Here is a 24,588-nt window from a genome sequence, read left to right on the forward strand (position 1 = left end):
GGGCGAAGTATAGATGGTGAAAAACCGATTATTATGAGATAAAGCCTTTAATTAGGCTGGTGAGTTGATCTGGTGATTCTACCGATGGCACATGGCCAATCTTCTCTATAATTTCTAGCTTATTAACCTGTAGTGATGAAGCGAGTGTTTTCATCAGTTCTGGCGTGGTTGCGACATCTTTCTCACCACAGATTAATTGTATTGGTAGCGAACTTGATTTTAATGAATCATTGAGATCCATATTGCCAAGCCATGCGCAAAGCTCACCGTAACTAAAGTCATCTACTTTGGCGAGTTGTTCCTGCCAGTAAGTGGCTAACGTCGGGTTAGTTTTCACACTGTCTTCACTAAACCAGCGTAACACTAAGGTTGGTGCCATACTTTCTAGTCCCAACGTCATCACATCTTTTTGACGAGTTAGCCACGCCTCTTGGCTGCCAATTTTTGCCCCCGTGTTGGTTAAGGTGGCACTTAACAAACGCTCAGGGTGTTGGGTGACGAGTTGTTGACCAATCATGCCGCCAATAGACGTTCCCACATAATGAAATTTTTCGATGCCCAGCTCATCACATTTTGCAATTAAGGGGTCAATCAACGCGTTGGGTGTTAACGGTGAAGCGCTTGAGTCAAGGGGGGCGCTTAAGCCGTGACCAGGAAGATCCCAGCGAATGATTCGAAAATCTTTTAGTAATTCAGGGACAATGCCATCCCAAACTCGGCTGTTCATGCCTAAAGGATGACCAAGGACGATAACGGGTTTATGGCTATCGCCTTCAAAGGTAAAAAATAATTTCTTCATTAAATGTCGCTCCGTTCGATCAGCATCGCAATGCCTTGTCCGACGCCAATACACATGGTGCACAATGCATAGCGTCCACCTGTGCGTTTTAGCTGCATAGCGGCAGATTGTAATAGGCGAGCACCTGACATACCTAATGGATGGCCAAGAGCAATAGCACCGCCATTTGGATTAATGCGTTCGTCTTCAGGTGAAAGCCCCAATTCTTGAATGCAGGCTAAGCCTTGTACCGCAAAGGCTTCATTTAATTCGATCACATCCATATCCGCAAGAGAAAGACCGGTACGCTTTAGCAATTTTTGCACCGCAGGAACGGGACCCATGCCCATTACTGTGGGTTCAACACCGGCCGTTGCCATGCCGATGATTTTCGCCAGAGGCTCTAACTTTTGGCTTTCGACTGCGGCTTTACTTGCAATTAACATGGCCGCCGCTCCGTCGTTTATGCCAGATGCGTTACCTGCTGTTACTGAACCATTGTTTCGAAATGGGGCTTTCAGCTTGGCTAAGTCTTCCAAGGTGGTGTCAGGACGTAAATGTTCATCTTGATCGACAACAATTAGGTTGCCGCGTCTTGGTTGAATCGTGATTGGTGTGATTTCTTCAGCAAAACGACCGGCTTCTTGTGCTGCTTTGGCTTTTTGTTGAGAGCGTAAAGCGAATGCATCTTGTTGTTCGCGAGTTATCTTGTAGCGCTCAGCAATATTTTCCGCGGTTTCCGGCATGGATTCTGTGCCATACAAAGACTTTAAGACAGGGTTGATAAAACGCCAGCCCATGGTGGTGTCTTCTAATTTTTGCTGTCTATCGTATGCCGCATTGGGTTTACCCATAACAAATGGCGCGCGAGACATGGACTCAACACCGCCGGCAAGCATCAAGTCTGCTTCACCTGCTTGAATGGCTCGGAATGCAGCGCCAACAGCGTCCATACCTGATCCACATAAGCGGTTTATTGTCGTTGCAGAGACGCTATAAGGCATACCCGATAGAAGGGTGGCCATGCGTGCCACGTTACGATTGTCTTCACCTGATTGATTGGCGCAACCAAAAATCGCGTCATCAATGGCCGCAGGGTCGAGATCTGGGGCATCTTTCAATACAGATTGAATGACTTGAGCTAGCATGTCGTCAGGACGAACGGCCGCAAGGGATCCGGCGTAACGGCCAACAGCAGAGCGTTTAGGATGACAGATGTAAACAGAACTCATTTTGCCTCCTGGGCACTGTGTGCTTTTTCAGTTCGGGCTTTTAATTCGCGTAATACTTGCAGCTCTTGTTCGTTTGGCGCGGGTGTGGTCTCAAGAGAGTCGGCAAATTTGATTTCCCATCCCGTTGCTTCAATAACGTCTTCTTTTGTTGTGCCAGGGTGTAAGCTAGTCACAATCAATTCTTTGGTGGCTGGGTCGGGTTTTAGGATACACAAATCGGTAATCACCACACTTGGCCCGCGACCAATATTGGGTAGGTTTTCGCGACCTTTGCCATCACGACCAAAACCAATAGTTGTGATGAAGTCTACGTCTTTTACAAAAGTACGTTTGGAATGCTTAACAGTGATAAAGACTTCTTTTGCATTGGTGGAAATTTCAGGAGCACCGCCGCCGCCAGGTAAACGAACTTTAGGGTTGGCATAACTGTGCGCACCGTTTTTCCCTTCTTCAGGGTGGTTAGCGGCAATGACCGTGGTGTTGAGGTTAGCAAAACGGTCGATTTGCGCTGTGCCTAAAAAGCCAACATCAATGTGTCCACCTTGTAGCCAGTAACGGAACATTTCTGGTACAGAGACGGTGGTAAGCGCCGATTCACAGAGTTCACCATCGCCAATCGACAAAGGCAATACATCTGGTTTGGTTTGCAAAGTGCCGGATTCGTAGATCAAGGTGACATCTGGAGCATGAGTTAAACGGGCTACGTTAGCCGCTTCGCTGGGTAAACCAATTCCGACAAAGCAAGTCATGTCATTGCTTAAAGCGCGTGCCGCTGTGATGGTCATCATTTCGGCGGAAGTGTATTCGTTATGTGTTGTCATATTAAACTTCTCCTTGGCCAAACACATGGGATTCCAACCATTGGTTGAAGCTATCTCGATCACGACTGATGCTGTCCCATTGTTTGTAATAATTGTTGTCTCTGTCGTAATAGCCGAGTGTATAAGAGGGTTTTGCGCCTTCTGGTGCGACGGCAATCGCGTCAATTGTCCAAGCGGGTAAGACACAGGCGTTTGGTGTAACGTCTAAGTCATCGACAATCTCTTCAACTGTGACAATGCTGCGTTTAGAGGACAAGACAACTTCTTTTTGCACGCCAATAATCCCTTCGATAAGCACATTGCCAGCTCGGTCGGCTTTTTGAGCATGAATAATGCCCACATCGGGTCTAATAGCAGGAATGGCTGCCAACTGTTCGCCAGTGAAAGGGCAGGTGATAGAGGCAATCTCTTTGTTTACCTGAGGTAATTCACTACCAACATAGCCACGGAAAACCGCCAAAGGCAGTCCTGCCGCGCCGGCTTCATAGGCGTTTGCCATGGCGGCATGGCTGTGTTCAACCGTTTCTAGTTTGCAGGGATAGTCATGTTCTATGGCATCACGAACACGGTGAAGGGAGCCAACACCAGGGTTGCCACCCCAAGAAAAGGTCAGTTTGCGTACACAGCCTGCACCGACTAATTGGTCATAAATCAGATCAGGTGTCATACGAATGAGTGCCAAGTCGCGCTTTTTCTGGCGGATGATTTCATGCCCAGCCGCAAAAGGGATGAGGTGAGTAAAGCCTTCAAGTGAAATGGTGTCGCCATCTTTTATGTAGGTCGCGATGGCCTCTTTTAGTGTCATAAACTTAGTCATAATGTATCCTGTTCGTTATGCGAATTTAAGTTTGCAATACGAACAAGATAAATCAATCCAAGATTAGTGGTCAAGTTAAAATTTTGTATTTGTCTTTTTTCTCTTGATTTAGATAAAAAATGCGCTGAAAAGTCGCTTCCCTCTAGCGGGCCTGTAATGAATCATAAATAATGGCGGGGTTATTAATAGTAATGAGTAAAAAGGGTATGAGTGAGGAAAAGCTGTCACCAGATCATCGTGACTATGTGGGTGCATTGGCATCTGGGCTGGATGTGATTATGGCATTTGATCCGCAGCATAAAGATATGACGTTGTCCGAAGTAGCAGAGCAAACTGGCATGGACAGAGCCAAAGCCCGACGCTTTTTGCTGACTCTTCATGCGCTCGGATACATTAAGCGAGAAGGGCGGAAGTTTACGTTAACGCCTAAAGTGTTGGCGCTTGGTTACGCCTACAATGTTAGCAATGATCATCTTAGCGTGGTGGAGCATTATCTGCATGATATTACCGCGCGATTAGGTGAATCTTCGTCTCTCGCTGTGTTGGATCAACAAGATATTATGTATGTGGTTCGCTCGCCAGCCGCCCACCGTTTAATGTCGATCACGTTAAGTGCAGGGACTCGTTTGCCTGCTGCATATACTTCAATGGGGCGAATGCTGGTGGCGAAACTGCCTGCCGAAGAACGAAAAAATTGGCTGAAAAAGGCCACTCTTAATGCCTACACTCAACACAGCATTGTCGATAAGTCGGAATTTGAGCAAATGCTTGTAGTAGTTGGCGAACAGAATTATTGCGTGGTGGATCAGGAGTTGGATCTTGGCTTACGCTCCTTGGCAGTGCCAGCGTTCACTTTTGATGGCACGTTACTGGGGGCGATAAACCTTAGTACCAATGCATCACGCGTGAGTCATCAAACCTTGATTGAAGAATGTTTGCCTGTGTTACAGGAAGCGGCAGAACAGATTCGCTTGCATACAAAATAACCTTGCTATCATCAATGAAATAAGCCGTTCTGACGGTTTTTAATTAGGTTCTTGAGAATATCAACCGCCAGTGCCGTAATGGAGTCCATGGGCTCTTTGCGACGACTAAATATAACGGGACAGGTGATGGACTTATCTTGCAAAGGAATAAACACCACATCATCTCGTCCAAAATGTCTTACTTGCTCGGAGACCAGAGTAAAGCCCATTTCAGATGCCACCAATCCTAATGCGGTTTGCAGATCGTTGACCTGTTGAGTCACTTTGGTGGTTAGCCCACGGCTGGTAAATAGCGAGGTACAAATATCGGCAAAAGTGGGTGTCGCCGCTTTGCTTGCTGGGTATAAAATCATTGGCATTTTCGCCAGCTCTTCCAGTGTCGGTTCTCCTTTTTGAAGAAGCGGATGGCCAACATGCAAGGCGACTAATAAAGGCTCTTGGAACAAGATGGTCTGTTCGACCTGATCATCGGGAATGGTTAAGCGACCAAAACCAATATCTATTTTACCTGTCTTTAATGCCTCTATCTGTTCGCCCGTCTTTAAGTCATGCATCAAAATATTGGCGTTGGTTTGTTGACGCAAATCTCGTACTAAAGAGGGCAGTTGGCCGTAAAACACGGAGGGAACAAAGCCAATACTGAAAACGGCTTTTTGTTCCTCTGCAATGCGGCAAGTATTTTCAATGACCATATCGGCTTTCGCCAGCATTTGTTTTGCTTGTTCCCAGAAGTATTCACCTGCGGGTGTTAGCGTCAGTCCTCTTGAGTGGCGATCAAAAAGTTGCGCACCGACATCTTCCTCCAATTGCTTTATCTGCCTTGTTAATGGCGGTTGCGCAATAAAGAGTTTTTCAGCGGCGCGAGTGAGATTTTTTTCCTCAGCAACCGCACAGAAATAACGTAGATGTCTTAACTCCATTATACCCCCAAGGTATTGCAAACAACTTAATTGATATTGGTTCTCTCTATCTACCGAGTCTAATGTAGATCGTTCCTGCCTAATAAAATATACCTTCAAGCATGGAAACCATTTGATAGAGCCAGTAAGCAACTTACTGCACATCATTTGAATCAGCAAATAATAACTATAAAAAATAGGTAACTTCTAATGAAAAAAATACCTTCGAGTTTGACTGCTTTTGCTTTGTGCACCTCTTTATTGAGCGGTGTTGTTCACGCCTCAGAATGTGATCCTGGTGAGCGAGTTGTGAAATTCAGTCATGTAACGGGGGGGACCACGCACCCCAAAGTCATATTGATCAATGAATTTGCCGCGAATGTTAATCGGGAAATGAATGGCAAATTGTGCATTGAGGTTTACCCAAACTCCACACTCTTTGGGGACTCAAAAGAGCTGGAAGCCTTGTTATTGGGAGATGTACAGTTACTTGCGCCTTCCATCGCAAAGTTTGGCGCTTTTACAGATAAATACGCGGTATTTGACTTACCGTTTTTATTCAAAGATCTAGATCAGATTATTCGTTTTACAAAAACACCGGAAGCCAAAGATTTATTGAATGTGATGGAAGACTCTGCCGGCTTCGTTGGTTTGGGTTATTGGATGTCCGGCATGAAATACTTTACTGCCAACAAGCCTTTGATTGTGCCGAGTGATGCCAAAGGATTAAAAATACGTGTGCAATCATCGAAAATTGCAAAAGAAATGATCCGTGCGATGGGGGCTTCGCCACAAGTCATGGCTTTCTCTGAAGTGTATGGCGCTTTGCAAACTGGCGTGGTCGATGGTCAGGAAAACACTTGGTCAAACATCTACACGAAGAAATTTTACGAAGTTCAAGACAGTATCACCGAGACTAACCATCAAGTTCTTGCTTATTTGTTTGTCACGTCGAGCGATTTTTTAAACAGTTTGTCTGATGAGGATCGCGCACAATTTTTAGGTCTGGTGGATAGGGCAACGGAATCCGCCAACAAGCTAGTAAAAGAAAAAGATGCGGTGAATCGTGAGAATATCCTTCGTGCAGGCGGAAAAATAAATACCTTAACTCCTGAACAGCGAGCGGAATGGGTCAATACCATGTCTCCTATTTGGAAAGAGTTTGAAGGTTCGATTGGTAAAGGTTTAATCGAAACGGCAGCAGGGGCATAAATCAAATACCAGCAAGTGCCTTGTTACAAAGGCACTTGTTATCTCTGACATACTGGCTGGATTCGCTAACGTATTTCCTCACTATCCCTTCTAAAATGCCTAGATACATCCATTTCATTTCATTTCATGGTTTCAATAAGACTTTTAAGGTATTACAGAGTGAACTCGCTCTAAAGTTTGATCTAGATCAAGTTTGAGTGATGAGGGTTTTTAGATGTTTTAGAGGGGATAATAATGATTTATGGCTCTGATTAATGTGTGAATAGGCGTAAATACTAGGATTGGCTTGGATTTTCTATTTCGTTAACAATGTGAAATTGCTGAGCAATACTTTTAAGGTATCTCATACAACTAAATTGATATTTGTGAAGGGTTTTACCGGGGGCTATCGTAAGAAAAAACAATAAACGGATGCACCTTAGCATGACATCGAAAATTACTCACATTGAAACAATGCTTGTGGATATTCCCACGATTCGCCCTCATAAATTATCCATGACATCTATGGCCGTGCAAACCATGGTGATTGTTCGTATCAAGGATGATCAAGGTCGTGAAGGCTTAGGTGAAGGCACCACTATTGGCGGTTTGGCTTATGGCCCAGAAAGCCCAGAAAGTATTAAAACGAACATCGATACTTACCTTGCTCCTTTGCTTATCGATCAGCCACTTCATAGCATCAAATTTCTTATTCAACGTTTAAGCATGTCTGTACGAGGCAATATGATTGCTAAATCAGCTTTGCAAACCGCATTGTTGGATTTGCAAGGCAAGCATTTAGGTGTTCCTGTCTCTACTCTCTTGGGCGGCGCTGTTCATCAACATATTCCTTGTCTTTGGGTATTGGCCTCTGGCGATACAGATAAAGACATTGCAGAAGCAAAAGCACTGATCGCTAGCGGTCGTCATTGCGACTTCAAACTGAAAATCGGTTCTCGACATGTTAATGACGATGTGGCTCATGTGGCGGCTATCAAAGCGGCATTGGGCGATAGCGCGAGTGTGCGAGTCGACGTAAACCAAGCATGGGATGAGTCAACAGCAGCAAAAGGCATGGCGGCGCTTCAAGAAGCGGGCGTGGACTTAGTTGAACAGCCAACCCCTGCAAAAGAATGGGATGCTTTAGTCCGATTATCGCAAAAATTCACGATTCCTATTTTGGCGGATGAAGGTGTTGCCGATGCTTCAGATGTTTTCCAGCTTGCTCAGCGTGGTTTTAATGGTGGTATCGCCTTGAAAATTGCCAAAGCGGGTGGACCAATTGAAGCGCTTTATGCGGCGACCGTGTCATCGGCGTCAGGTATGGAATTATATGGTGGTACTTTATTAGAAGGTTCCATTGGTACTGCGGTGTCAATACATGCTTGGTCTACCTTACCGAAATTGCATTGGGGAAGTGAAATGTTTGGTCCTCTTCTTTTACAAGATGACATTATCAAACAGCCACTTCGCTACCATAACAATGGGGTAGATGTACCGGATGCGCCTGGTTTAGGTATTGAAATTGACGAAGAAAAGCTGGCGCTTTATCGACGTAAATAACACAGCACCAACGCAAACAATCATGAGGAAATGAACATGCTTTTTAAAGTTGAAATGACGGTGAATATTCCGAAAGACCTTCCGGTTGCAGAGGCAGATGCGATCAAATTGAAGGAAAAGAACTATTCACAAGAATTACAAAAAGCTGGGATTTGGGTGCACTTGTGGCGGGTTGTCGGACAGTATTCCAATGTGAGTATCTTTGATGTGAAAGACAATGCTCATTTGCATGAAATCCTTACAGGCTTGCCTTTGTACCCATTTATGACGATGGAAGTGACAGCCTTATGTCAACATCCATCTTCCATAAAATAGCGCTAACTATTTAAAACAAAAACAACATTTAATAAAAGTGCTGTCATGGCACACAGAAGCGGAGAGATTGAAATGACTGTTAAAACAATTCAAACAGAAGCAGTACAAACCCTACTGAAAAAAGTGGCTGGCTTGGACAGAGAGCAAGGCAACCCACGTATGAAGGAAATCATTTTTCGTTTAGTGTCAGACATCTATAAGATGATCGACGACCTAGATATTACGCCTGATGAGTTTTGGCAAGGTGTGAATTATCTCAATGACCTTGGTACGACGAAAGAAGCTGTTTTGCTTGCACCTGGTTTAGGTTTTGATCATTTCTTAGATATTCGTGAAGATGCAAAAGATGAAGCCGCAGGCCTAGCGGGTGGCACGCCACGTACTATTGAAGGCCCTCTATATGTAGAGAATGCGCCAATTTCTGAAGGTGAAACACGCATGGACGATGGTGAGTCTCCAGGCCAAGGTATGTGGCTTCACGGTAAAGTAGTGGATGAAGATGGCAAACCAGTAGCGGGTGCGGTTGTTGACCTTTGGCACGCTGATTCTAAAGGTGGCTACTCTTACTTTGATCCAACGCAAAGTGAATTTAACCTACGTCGTCGAGTGATTACGGATGCTGACGGTTGCTACCGTGCTCGTAGTATCGTGCCAAACGGCTACGGTGTTCCACCAGAAGGTAATACTATTAAAGTACTTCAGAGCCTTGGCCGTCACGGTAACCGTCCCGCTCACATTCATTACTTTGTTTCTAAACCTGGTTACAAGCATCTAACAACTCAGATTAACTTGGCGGGTGATGCATACACTTACGATGACTTTGCTTTTGCGACTCGTGATGAATTGGTTGTTGAAGCAACACCAAAGAATGACAATGCACACGGCTTTGACAGCGAATATTTGGACGTTGAATTCAATGTTGAAATTCTTAAAACGGACAAAGCAGAATTAGAAGACAAGCATGCTCGTGCTCGTGCAGCAGTTGCTTAACGCGAATTGGTGCTGTTTCTAATCAGCGGTTAATGAAAATCCCCTGTTGATCTCGATCATCAACAGGGGATTTTTTAATGTAAACAATTAAACCCATTCGGCTAGATAGTTTTTCCACTCTTCAGTTTTGCCATAATAATTACTGTGTGGCAGACGCATTAAACGATCCTCTTTTTCTAAAATAAATGTAGGGTAGCCGCTAACCTGCAGTTGTCCCATGAGGTCATGGCTTTCTTGCACTTGGCTTCGCATTTTTGCTTCAGAGTCAGCCATTTTTTCGTTCCAAGTCGCTTTATCTAATCCCATAGATACGGCCAGATCCGCTAAAACATTCAACTCATCTAAATGCTGACCATCTTGATAGTGCGCTTTTTGAATGGCGGCTAGCATGACATGTGCTTCGATCCCCATTTCTTGACCAACAAGAAAGGCACGAGTGGTTGAGTAAGAATCCACGATATAATCCTCAGTTCCCGTCACTCTTGCTTTATAAGCGTCACCAAAGTGTGCTTTTGTCATGTTGGCGATTTGAGCATCTGCTTGCAAAATATGCTGTCTAAACGAAGGATCAATGGCCTGTTTCGGAATCATACCACCAGGGTGATAAATGATTTCAAATTCCGGAATGTCAGCCAATACACCTACCAGTGATGACGCCCCGTAACACCAACCACACATAGGGTCAAAGAAGTAATGAACGTTGAGCATATTATGCTTACCTATTAATTATCAGATTTAAATTTAACCAGTGTGAGAAAGTGATTTTCACCGACACAGTTCATTAACATGAATGTTATAGCGTTAGAATAAATAATTTACATGCTCGAAAAAATACACAAAAATGAGCATGATTGTTTCTTATATCGTGCAAGTGAGTGAGTAAAATTATGGACAGAGTAATAGCGGCTAAAGTTTTTATCGATGTTGCCCAATCGCGGAGCTTTTCTCGTACTGCCGATCGATTGAATATGTCGCGTCCCATGGTGACGCGCTATATAGAAGCCATGGAAGATTGGTTAAAGATTCGTTTGCTGCATCGAACGACGCGGAAAATATCGCTGACTAGCGCTGGTGAAGCTTGTTTAAAAGACGTAGAGCAGTGGTTGGAGCAAGCGGATAATATTATTTCCTTGGTGAATACCAGTGATGAGTTGTCAGGCTTGGTGCGAATCACGTCCAGCATGTCGTTTGGCTTTTCTCAATTGATGCCTGCCATTCAAGACTTCATGCAGAAACATCCTAAGGTTCATATTGATATTGATTTAGAAGACAGCGCAGCAGATTTAACCGAAAAAAGCATTGATCTTGCGATACGAATTGCCTCGAACCCTGATCCTTCCTTAATTGGTAAACCCATTGCTATTTGTGAATCTGTACTGGTGGCGTCTCCTGCTTATCTTGAAAAAACACGACAAACGATAGGTAAGATTCAACAACCGCAGGACTTGATACATCATCAATGCTTGGGCTATAAAAACTTTGAACGCCACACCTGGCATCTTTCCAAAGGTGATCAGTTTGAATCGATTAGCGTAGATTGTCGTTTAAGTATTAACGAAGCCACAGCGCTCTTACATGCTACATTGAATGGCATGGGGGTTTGTCTACAACCCACTTATTTAGCGAATCGCTACATCAAGGATGGCCGTTTGTGCCACGTCTTATCTGACTGGAAACCCAAAGATCTCACCATCTACGCACTTTATTCGTCTCGAAAACACCTATCGCCTAACGTCCGTGCCTTGATTGATCATTTAGAAAGCTACTTTGCCGAGCATCTTTGGTGATGAATCATAAAGAAAGGATTCCGCATTAAGTATTGTAAGGGTAAACTGACAATTCAAGATGACAACAATAAGTGAAGAAGGAACTTTAGAACGCAATGACAACGACCCAATCAAACTTTGCATTTCTCAAAGGTCATAACGATTTCCTTTTTTCTATTGCCCAAGCTGCCGAGAAAAACTACCCAGACGATCCAAATACCACTTTGGTGAAGCTGAGAATTTTTGGTGAATATGTTGCTAATCATCTTGGCAAACTACTGAATATCGAACCGCAAGATAAGCAGTATGAATTACTTGATGAAATCAGTAAAAAAACCAATGTCGATCAAACTATTCTGGATGTGTTTCATAAACTGCGCCGAATAGGCAACCAAGCGGTTCATCAATATCATAACGACCTAAACGATGCGGAAATGTGCCTGCGCTTAGCGTTTCGCTTGGCGGTTTGGTATTACCGACTGATTAGCAAAGACAAAGATTTCCCTGCACCGCTTTTTCAACTGCCCAGCAAACAAAGTCAGCAAGATAAACAAGCTTACCAAGAAGAATTGGCTACGCTAAAATTGGCGCTTGTTGCTGCCGAACAAGCGGCCAAACAAAACGAGCATAAAAGCCAAGTCGAGATTGAAGCACAGCACATCGAACTGACCGAGCTAAAAGGCCGTTTGTCTGTCTTTGAAAGCCAACAGCAAGAAACCCAAGCGCAAAGTGAAGCACGCATTGCTGCTCTGGAAGCTCAGTTAAAAGCGAAAGACACTGAATTAGCCAAGTTGAGCGAGGCTGATCGCAACGCTTTCCATAAGGTTGTCCTTACGCAAGCCAACCAAAACAAACTTGGCCTTAGCGAGAAAGAAACCCGCTATTTAATTGACGAGCAATTGCGTCTCGCGGGTTGGGAAGCAGACACGCAAAACCTAAAATATAGTAATGGCACATATCCAGATATTGGCCGCAATATGGCGATTGCAGAATGGCCAACAGGAAAGGACGAAACGGGCAAGGTGGGCTTTGCGGATTATGTCTTGTTTGTCGGTTTAAGACCAATTGGCGTCGTGGAAGCCAAGCGCTACAACCAAGATGTGGCCGACAAACTCAACGAAGCCTACCGCTACAGCCAAACCTTTGATTTGCTGGCATATCATGATGAACTTGCAAAACGTGCAGCCAACGATGACGAGATGATGGCGCACGTCAGCGAGCTCAAAATCAATCAATACAATGCCAATGGCTTTAACATTCCCTTTTGCTTCTCTGCTAATGGTCGTGGTTACAGCGCCGCGGTAAAAAGCAAATGCGGGATTTGGTATCGTGATACAAGGCTTGCTAGCAACCAGCCAGACGCATTAACTCAATGGTTCCAGCCAGCAGAATTGCTCAGCAAATTGGCGCAAAACATAGGCAAATTGAACAACTGGTTTGCCACCCATGAGGATATGAGCGAGCTGGGCTTGCGTTACTATCAAGAAGACGCCGTGCGTACGGTAGAAAACGCCGTTGTATCAGGCAAACGTAGTGCCTTACTTGCCATGGCAACCGGCACAGGTAAAACCCGCACCGCCATAGCCATCATGTATCGTATGATCCAATCGCAACGTTTTAAACGAGTTTTGTTCTTGGTGGATCGTCGTTCCTTGGGCAATCAAGCGGTTGCCTCGTTTGATGACACGCGTATTAACGAGCGGACTTTCAACAGCATTTTCAATATTAAAGGCCTGACAGATCGCTTCCCAGAAGACAGCACCAAAATCCATGTGGCCACGGTGCAATCCCTAGTGAAACGCGTACTGCAAAACGACGAATTTATCCCCGTTGGTTTGTACGATGCCATCATCATAGACGAAGCCCACCGAGGTTATATTCTTGATAAAGAACAAACCGAAGGCGAACTAGCGTTTCGTGATCAGCGCGACTATATCTCGGCCTATCGTCGCGTAATTGACCAATTTGATGCATTCAAACTGGCGCTCACCGCTACGCCAGCCTTGCACACCAGCGAGATTTTTGGTCGTCCGATTTATAATTATTCCTATCGTACCGCCGTGATCGATGGCTATTTGAACGACTATCAGCCGCCGATCAAAATCAACACCGAACTCAACACCAAAGGTATTACGATTGCCAAAGGTGAGCAGGTGGCGCGACTCGCAGTGAATGGTGATTTACAACTGGATGAGCTAGAAGACGAACAAAACTTCGAAGTGGATCATTTCAACAAACAAATCATCGCGTCGAATTTTACCAAGGCCATTTGCCAAGAGCTGACCAACTGGCTTGACCCAAACAGCCAACAGAAAACCTTGATCTTCTGTGTCAACAACGAGCACGCGGATGCTGTGGTGGATGCGTTAAGAGACGCTTTCCAGCAATCGGGCAAGCCGAAATACGCCAACCTACCACACAATGCCATTATCAAAATTACCGGTAATTCAGACAAAGATGCCAACAAGGTGCAAAGTCTGATTACTCGCTTTGAAAAAGATCGCTTGCCGAATATCGTTGTCACCGTGGATCTTTTAACCACAGGTATCGATATTCCCAGCATTTGTAATTTGGTGTTTTTACGCAAAGTTCGTAGCCGTATCTTGTACGAGCAAATGAAAGGCCGTGCTACACGTTTGTGTCCCGATATTGGTAAAACCAATTTCCGTATTTTTGATGCGGTGGATTTATACAAAACCCTAGAAGACGTCGATACCATGCAAGCGGTCGTCGTGCGTCCAAACGTCAGCTTATCAACCTTGGTAACAGAAATCAGTGATGACAAAACCTACGATGTGATGGAAAGCAATGGACAATCCTTTGCCGATAACAGTCACGAACAGTTGGTGTCCAAACTACAGCGGGTAATTACCCAAGCCAACTACCAAAAGCTGCGTAGCCGAGAAGTGGAACAACAGACCCAAAAGCTCGACGAGCGTTTGAAAAACGTTACCCGTTGCTCTTTTGCCGAACTGGGTAAAACCTTAAAAAGCCAAGGGGCGCGCATGTCGGCTCAGTACTTTGCCGAGTTGCCGAACTTGGTAGAGCAAATTGAAGACTTAAAACGCACTTTGAACAGTTTGCGAGATCGACCCATCTTTACCGACATAGAAGACAGAGTGATTGGCGTGGAAACGCTATACGGTGACTATAACCAGCCAGACGATTTCCTTGATGCTTTTGATCAACTCGTCAAAGACAATGTGAACCAACTGGCGGCGCTGGATGCCGTGGTCAATCGGCCGCGAGATCTCACCCGAAAAGGACTGGTGGAATTACAAGAATGGTTCGATGCCAAGCACTTCGATGAATCCGCTTTGCAAACCGCATGGAAACAGAAAACCAACCAAGACATTGCCGCTAAGTTAGTCGGGCACATTCGTCGTGCTAGCATGAAAAACCCGCAGCTTTTGCCTTTTGATGTGCGAGTGGATCACGCCCTAGACAAGATAAAAAGCGAAAACGACTGGAACCCAGTGCAAATCAAATGGCTGGATCGCCTTGCCAGCTCCATTAAAGACAAGGTCGTATTGGATGACGATGTTTATAAAATCGGCAATTACCGACGGGACGGTGGCAAACGCAAACTGCAAGAAGCTTTGAACAACGAACTGGACGAGATTCTGCAAAAATTTAACGAGTACATCTGGGACGAACTGGCTTAGGTCGGTATCATAGTGCCCATTCGAACATCTATTAATAACACGCTTGGCTGGTTCAAGTGTGTTTCCTTTCCTAAAGAGATTTTTTATGAATAACAACGAGCTGGTCGCCAAACTCTGGAAGCTGTGCGACAACCTACGCGATGGTGGTGTGTCCTACCAAAACTATGTGAACGAACTGGCTTCTTTGCTGTTTTTAAAAATGTGCGAACAAACTGGCCAAGAAGAAGATCTCTTGCCAGAAGGTTACCGTTGGAAGGATCTAACCAGCAAAATTGGCATAGAGCAGCACAGCTTTTACAAAACCTTATTAAACAAGTTGGATGGTGATCATCATGCCATAGTGCAAGCCATATTTCTTAACGCCACGACCACTATCACTCAGCCGGCCCAATTGACTGAACTCATCACCAATATGGACAAGCTCGATTGGTACGACACCGATGGCACAGGCAAAGGCCGTGATGATTTTGGTGACATGTACGAAGGCTTGTTACAGAAAAACGCCAACGAAACCAAATCCGGCGCGGGGCAGTACTTTACGCCTCGTCCTTTGATCAGCGCCATTGTTGAGCTGATGAAGCCGCAACCGCGCGAGATTATCCAAGATCCAGCGGCAGGCACAGCAGGCTTCTTGATCGAAGCCGATAAATACATCAAAGCCCACAGCAATAACCTTGAAGACTTGCCCGACGACATACAGACATTCCAAATGGAGCGCGCTTTTATCGGTCTAGAGCTGGTGCCTGAGACGCGCCGTTTGGCCTTGATGAACTGTTTATTGCACGACATCGAAGGCGACAGCGAACACGGTGCGATTCGTTTGGGTAACACCTTGGGTGCCGATGGCGAGAGCATTCCCAAAGCCAATCTTGTGTTATCTAACCCGCCGTTTGGCAGCGCGTCCAGCAGCAATATCACCCGTAAATTTATTCACCCAACGGGCAATAAGCAGCTGTGCTTTATACAACACATTATCGAAACGCTGGAACCTGGTGGCCGCGCGGCGGTGGTAATTCCCGATAACGTGTTGTTTGAAGGCGGCAAGGGCACGGACATCCGCCGCGACCTAATGAACAAGTGTAACCTACATACCATTCTGCGCTTGCCAACGGGCATCTTCTACGCCGCTGGGGTGAAAACCAACGTGCTCTTTTTCCAAAAAGGCACCCCAGACAACCCACAGCAAGACATGGATTGCACGCAAGAAACTTGGGTCTACGATATGCGCACCAATATGCAAACCTTTGGGAAACGCCGCATGTTAACCGACGCCCATTTTGATGCTTTTATCGCTGCCTATGGGGACGACGCCAACGGCCAATCGCTACGGGAAGAGGGCGTCTATCAGCAAATGGGCGAAATCGACGGTCTTTCTACCGAAGAAGGTGAGGATACTGCCCGCTGGCGCAGATTTAGCCGCGACTATATTCGCGAGCAAAAAGGCGACAGCCTAGATATAGCTTGGTTAAAAGACCTAGAAGCTAGCAACTCTGAAAACCTGCCCGAGCCAGACATACTGGCTGGCGAAGCCATGGCGGAACTGACCGAAGCCATGAGCGAGCTGTATCGACTGATGCAAGCCCTTGGTGCCGACGATGAAGCCGAAGCGCAAAAGCAACTGCTAGAACAAGCCTTTGGACTGGAAGAAAAAGCCGTCGAAGGGAATCCAGAGCAAGGCAATAAAAAAGGCCAAAGTGAGCTATTTGGAGGCCAAGCGTGAGCGAATTGCCGAAAGGGTGGGTTGAAGAAAAGATTGAAGTAGTTAATGAGTATAAGGCTCAGACACTAAATCCTTTAAAGTTCCCAGACGAAATGTTTGAGCTTTTTAGTGTGCCTATTTTCCCAACAGGTAGAGCTGAATTTATTTTAGGGAAAGATATAGGATCAACTAAGCAAGTAGTAAGAGAAGGTGATGTTCTGTTATGTAAAATCAACCCCAGAATTAATAGAGTATGGGTAGTTACAGAGAGCAAGGGGCATCGTCAAATAGCATCATCTGAGTGGATTGTTTTTCGATCAAACTTGCAAAATGGCCATTTCATAAGATACTTCTTTACCTCTGAAAGATTTCGAACTTTATTATGCTCAGATATAAGTGGCGTTGGCGGCTCTTTGACTAGAGCTAAGCCGAAATTAGTTTCTAAATACCATCTTGTACTAGCTCCCCTAGCCGAACAAAAACGCATCGTCGAAAAACTCGATCAAGTCTTGGCGCAGGTGGACACCATCAAAGCTCGCCTCGACGGCATCCCTGCCATCCTCAAACGCTTCCGCCAATCCGTCCTCGCCGCCGCAGTGAGTGGGAAATTGACTGAGGAGTGGAGGGGGATGAATGTATTAGCTTTTGCTTCTCTATCAATTAACGAGTTTCGTGGAAAAGCATTGAGTACTTTGCCTAATAGCTGGAGCTGGAAAAAATTTGGTGAGGTTGTGGAGATAGCCTCTAATTTAGTCAATCCACTAGAAACTCCTAATGATATTCATATTGCACCGAATCATATAGAGCCTAGAACAGGGAAGTTGTTAGAATTTAAAACGGTTGAAGAAGATGCAGTGAAAAGCTCTAAACATCGTTTTTATTCAGGTCAAATCCTTTACTCTAAAATTCGACCTTATTTGTGTAAGGCTGCCCTTGTTCACTTTAGTGGTCTTTGTAGTGCGGATATGTACCCTTTAAATACGGAGTTGGAGAAAAAGTATTTATTGAATTGGTTGCTCTCAGAGCAATTTACTTTTTGGGCTGCTAATGCTAACAGTAGAACAGTTTTACCAAAAATAAATAAGAAGCAGTTGTCTGAAATTCCAGTACCAGTACCATCTCAAGAAGAACAAACCGAAATCGTCCGCCTTGTGGATCAATACTTTGCCTTTGCCGACACTATCGAAAAGCAAGTGCAAAAAGCCCAACAGCGGGTCGATAAACTCACCCAATCCATCTTAGCCAAAGCCTTCCGCGGCGAGCTAGTGCCACAAGATCCAAGCGACGAACCCGCCGACCAACTGCTTAAACGCATCGCCGCCGCCCGCGCGGAAAGCGAAGCCCTTGCCAAGGCCGCAAAGAAGGTTGGGAAGAAAAAGTAAAAAGACAGAGAAGTGTTAACCCCCTCCCAGCCTCCCCCTTAGCAGGGGGAGGAGCCAGTTGGTTTGTCTAAGTTTGTTTGGCTCGGGAGCCAAACAAGGTCACTTTTTCAATGTCTGGATACGTCGTGAATATCTCAGACATTTTTTGCAGTAATTGGTTTGGAATATCGTATTGCGAAAGTGTCATAGGTAGTCTTTTAACACCGTCCAAGCCTGTTGGTGAGTGAATTTGAATCCAGTCGGTTTTCCAAAGTATGAACTACAGAAATAGGCGTGCGAGGTGGGCTATTTGTTGGTGAGTTGTTTACTGATCTCGTCAGCAGTATTGAGCAGCTGTTGGGCGAAGGTGTCGGCAAAGGTTTCTTCGCTGGCGAAGTTTTTAGACCAGATAAGGTTGATACAGGCACGTATTGTTCCGTCTACAAAGATGGGCGCGGCGATGGCTCTATAACCATCACTGATTTCTCTCCCTCCGAAGTAGGAGGGCGCACGAAAGGCGTATCCTTGTTTGCGGATTCTGTCACGAATAGCAGGCCATGTGTCATAAAAATGCTGGCGTTCTTGTTCTGTGGATGACTGTTTTTGCCAAGTGTTTTGTAGGTAACCCTCAATACTATCTGGGTCGCTAAAGGCCAGAAAAACACGACCAGCAGCTGAATCCAGAGTGCTTACTTTCACTTGGATACGACAATCTGGAACATAGACTCGTGTTAGTGTTCGAGTACTTTCTACCAGCACAATATCTTTTTCTATTGGGATAAAAATATCGGTTGGCCACATGACCTTTGCGGTTAACGCTTCTGCATAATGGCATATGGTTTCAATAAGAGGTTGGTCAGCTGGTGGTATATGAATCTCTGCTTGCTGCGGTAGCAATACATTGCTGCGATAGCGCTGATCAAGTAAGTTTTGTCGTACTAGGCGCTTTTCACATAACAGCTTAAGTAAGCGGTGAGCGGTGGTTTTGGGGATGCCAGTTCGTCTGGCAATTTCGGAAAGCGTTAACCCTTGAGCGTTGCCAAGTTCTGCTAAGATTTGGATACCACGATCAAGGGCTAAGGTCATAGGGCTATTTATATGAGTTCTTCGTAAATATGCCGCTGAACAAAAGCCAGAAGCATTGTGTTATTGAAATGTATCAGTCTTTATTCAAATACATCAAGGTCGTGGGCTAAGACAACCTTGCCATCGTAGTGCTTACGAACTTGGTCTGCGGTAGATTCTTCCGGTTCATCATCGTTAAGTACATGACTTAACACTAGCAATTTCGGTCTTGCCGCATTGGCTATTTTGGCCACAGCAGAGGCGGTGGTATGGGCTTCCAAAAAGTATTTAGCCAGTTTCTCTGGAGTTTTCTTTAATGATTCATCATTAAGGACTTCGTGTACCAGAATATCTACCCCTTTGGACATCTCGATGAGCTTTTCACTGTAAGCGGTATCACCAGAAATTACGATGCTTTTATCTGGTGTCGTGATTTTGTAGCCAAACGCCGGTTTGATATGCCCATGTGGTACATCGAATGCTTCAATAGTGACGTCCCCGTCTTTTACTATCCAACCGCCATGCTCGTATTCGTGTACTTGGGTTTTATATAAGTCTGGATTTTTAATCGGCTGTGAGCCATTGATGCGAAGATCCAAGTCGGCTTTTAACATCTCGTAGTAGCCATTGGTCATGGCTTGTGTTCCTTTTGGGCCATAAACAGAAATTTGTTTCGTACGGTGCCACCAAAAGGTCGATGCCAGTTCGGGGTAATCCAAAATATGATCACTGTGCAAGTGTGTTAAAAAGAGGTGGTTAATATTTGAAGGGAACAATTGAGGGAAGCCATTGCTTGCCGCTTGAATGGCGCGGTGCACCGATCCTGGTCCAATATCAAAGACATAGGCCGTATCGTTATAGATTACGGCGGTGGAAGACCCAACACGTTCAGGGTTGGGGACCGGGGTTCCTGTCCCAAGCGTAATGAGCTGGGTCTGCGCTAGAAGCGGTGTCGCCAATAGGCTGAATGAGAGAAAAGCATAGTGAGGTAAATGTTTCATCATAATCGGAAATCGCTCTGTTATTTTTATTGGACGAAATGGTTTATGGTGCGGCAAGTTGGTATTACTTGCTGTAATAACCAACACCTCACCATCATTATTGCAAAGCGATTAGAGGTAAACTGAAATATAGAATCTGTTCCGCTGAATGGAACAAAATGAAAAAGGTACAATGCGATAAAGACAATGACTTCGTCGCCTGCATGGAATGTAATTTTTAAAAAGTGAACTCGACTTTTTGTTTGTACTAGCCCCTCATCTGAGCCGTAAGGCTCACTTGCTCTGTCGTTGTTTCTTTGTGATGGCCAGATATTTGTCAGGGAAAAACTGTTAGGGGGCTTTTAAATAGCCACCTATTCAGTATTTAGTGCCTAGTTTCGAAAATACTCAGCCAGTACTTGCCATTGCTCTTCTGATTGAGCGGCGAGCATTTCGCCATCGAGTAGGGTTGGACTGTATTCTTGGCCATCAAGGGTTCGGCAGATGCCACCCGCCTCGGTGTGAACCAATGCCCCTGCGGCGTGATCCCAAGGCAGCATTTTGTAGGTTAGGCTGAAGTGAAAGTGGCCTTGGGCGATTTGTCGATAAGCGGGACAAGAGGGTAGGTTGTTGATGCGTACAAAGCGAGACGCTTTTAGGGCAAAGTCTCGTTTTCTCTCATCACTGTAAGAGTTTACCGACATGATGCCCGCGAGTTTATCTAGCTCGGGTTCGGCAGTGATATGCAAGGGCAGAGGTACTTGAGTGGGTACTTGATTCTTGCCTTTTTCTTTCATGGCGGTGCGTTGGAAAAAAGCGCCTTCTCCTAGATTGGCATAAATCCAGTCGTCGTTTACTGGGTCGTAGAGTAAACCAAAACGTGTGACCCCTTTTACGACCACGGCAAGTATGATTCCAAAATCCGATAAACCATGAGCGTAGTTCCACGTGCCGTCGATTGGGTCGATGATGACACAAGTGTCCGCAGTGGCGATTTTGTCGATTGTTGAGGGATCATCGGCGACGGCTTCTTCACCGACGATTTCCCAATCAGGAAACGCGTGTTGGATTTCACTGGTGATAAAGGCTTCGCTGGCTTTGTCGGCAATGGTAACAAGGTCCGTTAAGCTGCTTTTGGTTTCTACATCGGCAGCACTGAGTTGGCGAAAGCTAGGCATGACAATCTCTTGGCCTGCTCTACGGACGATGCTGATCAGTCTTTCTTGAGTTGGTTTATCGAGGTTCATACGTCGCCATTCCTTTTATTTGACTTAGATGAGAAGGAATTATACCTGATGAGTACGAGAAGTAATGGGTACTTGGATTAATTTTGAATCGTTTTAATGCATAAAAAAGATCTATTGAATAATCACTAGATCATTTATATGCAGTTATTGGTTGCCTTATATATTGAGTGCTGATTAAGACATGATAAGTCCGCCATCGACATTAATTGCTTGTCCTGTAATGTAAGCGGCGTCTGGACCCGCTAGGAAAGCGATTAGCCCAGCAACTTCCTTTACTGTACCTGCACGTTTCATCGGGATGTTTTCTAACCAAGAGTTCATTAGTTCACCAGGTTTAAAATCTCCCATTAGTTGACCCCATACACGGTCATTGTAGTCCCACATGTCGGTATGTATGATGCCTGGGCAAATGGAATTTACTGTAATGTTATCTGTTGCTACTTCTTTCGCTAAGCTTTGTGTTAACCCTATGACTCCAAATTTACTAGCTGCGTAATGAGGTGTATAGATAAAACCATCTCTTGCTTGACCGGAAGCTGTGTTGATTATACGACCGCCGTCTCCTGTTTTTTTCATGTAGCTGATGGCTTCTTTGCAGCAAAAAAACATGCCTTTTGTATTTACATCTAGAGTCATATCCCAGTCTTTTTCAGTGACATCTTCTAGCTTTGAAATGCGAATGACTCCTGCATTTTGAATGGAAATGTCGATAGATCCCATTAATTTAAATGCTTGTTTGTAAAAGGCTTTAATAGCGTTTACCGAGCTTACGTCGCATTCGAGAAAACTGATAATTTGTTGTGGAAAGTTGTTTTTTAGTTTTTCTAATGTTGGAGCGTAATCTTTGTCTATTGTTCCGACAACAACATTGAATCCGTCGTGTAAAAAGCGCTCAGTAATACCTAAACCTATTCCTTTGTTACCACCACATACGACGACATTTTTATATTTATTAGTCATGAAACCACCTGTTAATAATATTTTGTTTTATGAATAAAAATTCACATTAGAATATTTAATCATTCCGAGTCAATGATAAGTTGTTTTTGTTGGTTCTGTGTTTTTAATTACTTGACAGCTTATCCGAGAAATGAATAGTATGTATTGAATAATTAAACATATATGAATAAATATTCAATACAAATATAAAAACAAAACAATTTATTGGAGTGATAGCTATGCTGCGTAGCCGAGTTAGTGCATCTTTCTTATTCGGTGGTTCTACAGGCCCATTAATTGGTCTGTTGCTACTCTGTTTTTTCCTCTCTTTTACGACCGAGTCGTTCTTTTCGTTACGTAATTTTGTCAATATTCTCGATCAAATAACTGTTCTAGGTATTCTTGCAGTTGGAATGACCTTTGTGATTTTAATTGGCGGGATTGATCTTTCTGTCGGTTCTATACTTGCCCTGTGCGGCATGGTTATGGGGTATTTTGCTAAAGAGTTAGGTTGGTCAATGGAAGCGGCTATCGCGGTTGGCTTACTTGCTTCTGCTGTAGCTGGTCTTGTGTCTGGGTCGTTAATTGCTTTTTTCCGAGTTCCTGCGTTTATAGCTACCTTAGCGATGATGTCTGCAGCCCGTGGATTAGCCAATATGGTTAGTGATGGGCATCAAATTATTAGTTTTCCTGCTTGGTTTAATTTGATGGCGGTTATCCGTTACGGCGGTATTTTGACAATTACTGTTGGCATTATGCTCGCAGTGTTTGTTCTTTGTTGGGCCTATCTAAAATTCACTTCGGGCGGACGTAGCCTATACGCTATTGGTGGTAATGCAGAGGTTGCCCGTCTTGCAGGTATTAAAGTGAAGCTACATACGGTCGGTGTTTATGTCTTTGCTGCGGTTTTGTCTGGTGTGGCTGGAGTATTACTTGGCGCTAGACTTGATTCGGTACAGCCTCAGGCAGGTGTTTCATATGAACTTGATGCTATCGCTGCTGTGGTTATTGGCGGCACTAGTTTGTCGGGCGGCACAGGCAGTTTAGTTGGCACAATTATTGGGGTTTTGATTATCGGTGTTCTGCGTAATGGGCTGAATCTTTTAGGTGTTTCTCCATTCATGCAACAAGTGGTGATTGGTCTTGTTATTGCGTTAGCTGTCTCTATTGAGGCATTGAAAAAGAAATAAAAATGGATGTTTTAGTAATCAAATGAATGGATGTTAGATCGAAGTGAAATTCATCCGATGCTTTTATCGGATTACCTTAGAGGCCGCGAGCAAGTGTTAAGCGGTGTTTAATAAAAATAATAATCTAGGAGGGGAATCCCTTATGAAAACTAAAAAATTGTTATTGACTTGTGCTATTTCGGCTTCTCTTTTGTCTGCAGGTGCTGGTGCAGCAGAAGTCAAAAAAATAGGTTTGGCTGTACCTAACTTGTCTGCTAATTACTTTATCCAGATTAAAGAGTCTGTTGAAGACTATGCGGCGAAAAAAGGCATTAAAGTTATTACGGTTAATGCCAATGACGACAGCTCTACACAGGTAAGCCAAGTTCAAGATTTGATGACTCAAAATATTGATGCTTTTTTGTATATTCCAGCTGGTGCCGCTGCGGCAACTGTTCCGCCTCGTTTGGCTCGTGCTGCAGGGATTCCTGTGGTGAATTTAGATCGTAATGCTGAAACTGAGCCGGGTGATACCTTTATCGCGGGTGAGGGGGTTAAATCTGCTTATGAGGTTTGTAATCACATTATTGGACTTGCAAATGGCAAGGGCGAAATGATTATGATCCACGGTCAAAAGGGGGTGACTCCAGAAGTTAACCGTACCAAAGGCTGTGAGCAAGCAATCGCTGAAAACCCAGGAGTAAAATTAGTAGCTAACCAATGGAGTGAGCGTTGGTCACAAGATGAAGGTTTTTCTATTACTCAAAATCTACTTCAGGCTTATCCAAAAGTTAATTTGATTTTTGGTCAAGCTGATGGTTTAGCAATGGGAGCCGCTAAGGCTGTGGCTGCTTCAGGTACAAAACAAAGAGTTTTTGTCGGCGGTTATGATGGTGATACTGGTGCATTGCTCGCTATTCAAAAAGGCGTGTTTGATGTAACTGCAACACAGAGTACACGTGCTATGGGACGTTTAGCTGTAGATTCGGCAATCAAGCTTGCTGCTGGTGGCTCGGTACCAAAAGAGCAGATTATTGATGCAGTCTTAACGACGTCTGCAAACGTTGATGCATTTATTGTTGATCATCCGTAATCGTTAATTCTG

At 44.6% G+C, this 24,588-nt stretch carries 21 protein-coding genes; 11 read left to right on the forward strand and 10 right to left on the reverse strand.

The genetic code is table 11. From position 1 onward, the window contains the following. Window positions 1-31: 31 nt before the first annotated feature. The 4 genes from C0J08_RS07095 to C0J08_RS07110 are packed head-to-tail and all read right to left on the reverse strand — an operon-like array spanning window position 32 to window position 3,648. A complete protein-coding gene (locus C0J08_RS07095) occupies window positions 32-799 on the reverse strand; it encodes an alpha/beta fold hydrolase (protein ID WP_212655399.1) in 768 nt (255 codons plus the stop codon). Next, window positions 799-2,010 (reverse strand): 3-oxoadipyl-CoA thiolase, encoded by a 1,212-nt coding sequence (gene pcaF / locus C0J08_RS07100; protein WP_212655400.1) that lies wholly within the window; start codon window positions 2,008-2,010, stop codon window positions 799-801. The genes C0J08_RS07095 and pcaF overlap by 1 nt, the downstream gene beginning before the upstream one ends. After that, entirely contained in the window at window positions 2,007-2,831 is an 825-nt protein-coding gene (locus C0J08_RS07105) for a CoA-transferase subunit beta (protein ID WP_212655401.1), read from the reverse strand. The genes pcaF and C0J08_RS07105 overlap by 4 nt, the downstream gene beginning before the upstream one ends. Window position 2,832: 1 nt before the next feature. Further along, window positions 2,833-3,648, reverse strand: coding sequence for a CoA transferase subunit A (locus C0J08_RS07110; RefSeq protein ID WP_212655402.1), 816 nt, complete (start codon window positions 3,646-3,648; stop codon window positions 2,833-2,835). 206 nt (window positions 3,649-3,854) lie between these two features. Here C0J08_RS07110 and C0J08_RS07115 point away from each other — a divergent pair, with 206 nt between their 5' ends. Then, complete coding sequence (locus tag C0J08_RS07115) at window positions 3,855-4,634, forward strand: IclR family transcriptional regulator domain-containing protein (RefSeq protein ID WP_212655403.1); 780 nt, start codon at window positions 3,855-3,857, stop codon at window positions 4,632-4,634. 11 nt (window positions 4,635-4,645) lie between these two features. On the opposite strand, the gene C0J08_RS07120 is transcribed toward C0J08_RS07115, so the two are convergent. Further along, on the reverse strand, window positions 4,646-5,554 hold the full coding sequence (locus tag C0J08_RS07120; RefSeq protein ID WP_212655404.1) for a LysR family transcriptional regulator: 909 nt from the start codon (window positions 5,552-5,554) through the stop codon (window positions 4,646-4,648). 189 nt (window positions 5,555-5,743) lie between these two features. On the opposite strand from C0J08_RS07120, the gene C0J08_RS07125 reads away from it, so the two are divergent. The 4 genes from C0J08_RS07125 (at window position 5,744) to catA (ending at window position 9,592) form a co-directional block, all read left to right on the forward strand. After that, the gene (locus tag C0J08_RS07125) at window positions 5,744-6,745 is read left to right on the forward strand and encodes a DctP family TRAP transporter solute-binding subunit (RefSeq protein WP_249344545.1); all 1,002 of its coding nucleotides are present in this window, start codon (window positions 5,744-5,746) and stop codon (window positions 6,743-6,745) included. 423 nt (window positions 6,746-7,168) lie between these two features. Next, a complete protein-coding gene (locus C0J08_RS07130) occupies window positions 7,169-8,287 on the forward strand; it encodes a muconate/chloromuconate family cycloisomerase (protein WP_212655405.1) in 1,119 nt (372 codons plus the stop codon). A gap of 36 nt (window positions 8,288-8,323) precedes the next feature. Continuing rightward, window positions 8,324-8,602, forward strand: coding sequence for a muconolactone Delta-isomerase (catC, locus tag C0J08_RS07135; RefSeq protein WP_012070723.1), 279 nt, complete (start codon window positions 8,324-8,326; stop codon window positions 8,600-8,602). Window positions 8,603-8,674: 72 nt separating this feature from the next. Continuing rightward, window positions 8,675-9,592 carry a catechol 1,2-dioxygenase gene (gene catA / locus C0J08_RS07140; protein WP_212655406.1) on the forward strand — a complete coding sequence of 306 codons (918 nt, stop codon included), beginning with the start codon at window positions 8,675-8,677 and terminating at the stop codon, window positions 9,590-9,592. An 87-nt stretch (window positions 9,593-9,679) separates the two neighbouring features. Here the strand turns inward: catA and C0J08_RS07145 are convergent, their stop codons facing one another. Next, window positions 9,680-10,300 (reverse strand): DsbA family protein, encoded by a 621-nt coding sequence (locus tag C0J08_RS07145; protein ID WP_212655407.1) that lies wholly within the window; start codon window positions 10,298-10,300, stop codon window positions 9,680-9,682. Window positions 10,301-10,479: 179 nt separating this feature from the next. Here C0J08_RS07145 and C0J08_RS07150 point away from each other — a divergent pair, with 179 nt between their 5' ends. From C0J08_RS07150 to C0J08_RS07165, 4 genes are all read left to right on the forward strand, one after another. Then, window positions 10,480-11,379 carry a LysR family transcriptional regulator gene (locus C0J08_RS07150; RefSeq protein WP_212655408.1) on the forward strand — a complete coding sequence of 300 codons (900 nt, stop codon included), beginning with the start codon at window positions 10,480-10,482 and terminating at the stop codon, window positions 11,377-11,379. 95 nt (window positions 11,380-11,474) lie between these two features. Then, on the forward strand, window positions 11,475-15,023 hold the full coding sequence (gene hsdR, locus C0J08_RS07155; protein ID WP_212655409.1) for a type I restriction-modification system endonuclease: 3,549 nt from the start codon (window positions 11,475-11,477) through the stop codon (window positions 15,021-15,023). A gap of 85 nt (window positions 15,024-15,108) precedes the next feature. Then, on the forward strand, window positions 15,109-16,743 hold the full coding sequence (locus tag C0J08_RS07160; RefSeq protein ID WP_212655410.1) for an N-6 DNA methylase: 1,635 nt from the start codon (window positions 15,109-15,111) through the stop codon (window positions 16,741-16,743). After that, on the forward strand, window positions 16,740-18,104 hold the full coding sequence (locus C0J08_RS07165; protein ID WP_212655411.1) for a restriction endonuclease subunit S: 1,365 nt from the start codon (window positions 16,740-16,742) through the stop codon (window positions 18,102-18,104). Before C0J08_RS07160 ends, C0J08_RS07165 begins: the two co-directional genes overlap by 4 nt. A gap of 285 nt (window positions 18,105-18,389) precedes the next feature. On the opposite strand, the gene C0J08_RS07170 is transcribed toward C0J08_RS07165, so the two are convergent. The 4 genes from C0J08_RS07170 to C0J08_RS07185 all read right to left on the reverse strand — a co-directional run bounded on the left by C0J08_RS07170 (window position 18,390) and on the right by C0J08_RS07185 (window position 22,335). Further along, entirely contained in the window at window positions 18,390-19,169 is a 780-nt protein-coding gene (locus tag C0J08_RS07170) for an IclR family transcriptional regulator (protein WP_212655412.1), read from the reverse strand. Window positions 19,170-19,249: 80 nt separating this feature from the next. Beyond that, window positions 19,250-20,236 carry an MBL fold metallo-hydrolase gene (locus tag C0J08_RS07175; protein ID WP_249344549.1) on the reverse strand — a complete coding sequence of 329 codons (987 nt, stop codon included), beginning with the start codon at window positions 20,234-20,236 and terminating at the stop codon, window positions 19,250-19,252. A gap of 284 nt (window positions 20,237-20,520) precedes the next feature. Further along, window positions 20,521-21,375, reverse strand: a complete 855-nt coding sequence (locus tag C0J08_RS07180; RefSeq protein WP_212655413.1) for an inositol monophosphatase family protein — start codon at window positions 21,373-21,375, stop codon at window positions 20,521-20,523. Window positions 21,376-21,549: 174 nt separating this feature from the next. After that, window positions 21,550-22,335, reverse strand: coding sequence for an SDR family oxidoreductase (locus tag C0J08_RS07185; RefSeq protein WP_212655414.1), 786 nt, complete (start codon window positions 22,333-22,335; stop codon window positions 21,550-21,552). A 218-nt stretch (window positions 22,336-22,553) separates the two neighbouring features. Between C0J08_RS07185 and C0J08_RS07190 the strand changes: the two genes are divergently transcribed. Both C0J08_RS07190 and C0J08_RS07195 read left to right on the forward strand, forming a co-directional pair. Beyond that, window positions 22,554-23,504 (forward strand): ABC transporter permease, encoded by a 951-nt coding sequence (locus C0J08_RS07190; RefSeq protein WP_212655415.1) that lies wholly within the window; start codon window positions 22,554-22,556, stop codon window positions 23,502-23,504. A 142-nt stretch (window positions 23,505-23,646) separates the two neighbouring features. Next, window positions 23,647-24,576, forward strand: a complete 930-nt coding sequence (locus tag C0J08_RS07195) for a substrate-binding domain-containing protein (RefSeq protein WP_212655416.1) — start codon at window positions 23,647-23,649, stop codon at window positions 24,574-24,576. The last annotated feature ends 12 nt before the right edge of the window (window positions 24,577-24,588 follow it).

The sequence above is a fragment of the Marinomonas sp. CT5 genome, from assembly GCF_018336975.1.
Classification (GTDB): domain Bacteria; phylum Pseudomonadota; class Gammaproteobacteria; order Pseudomonadales; family Marinomonadaceae; genus Marinomonas.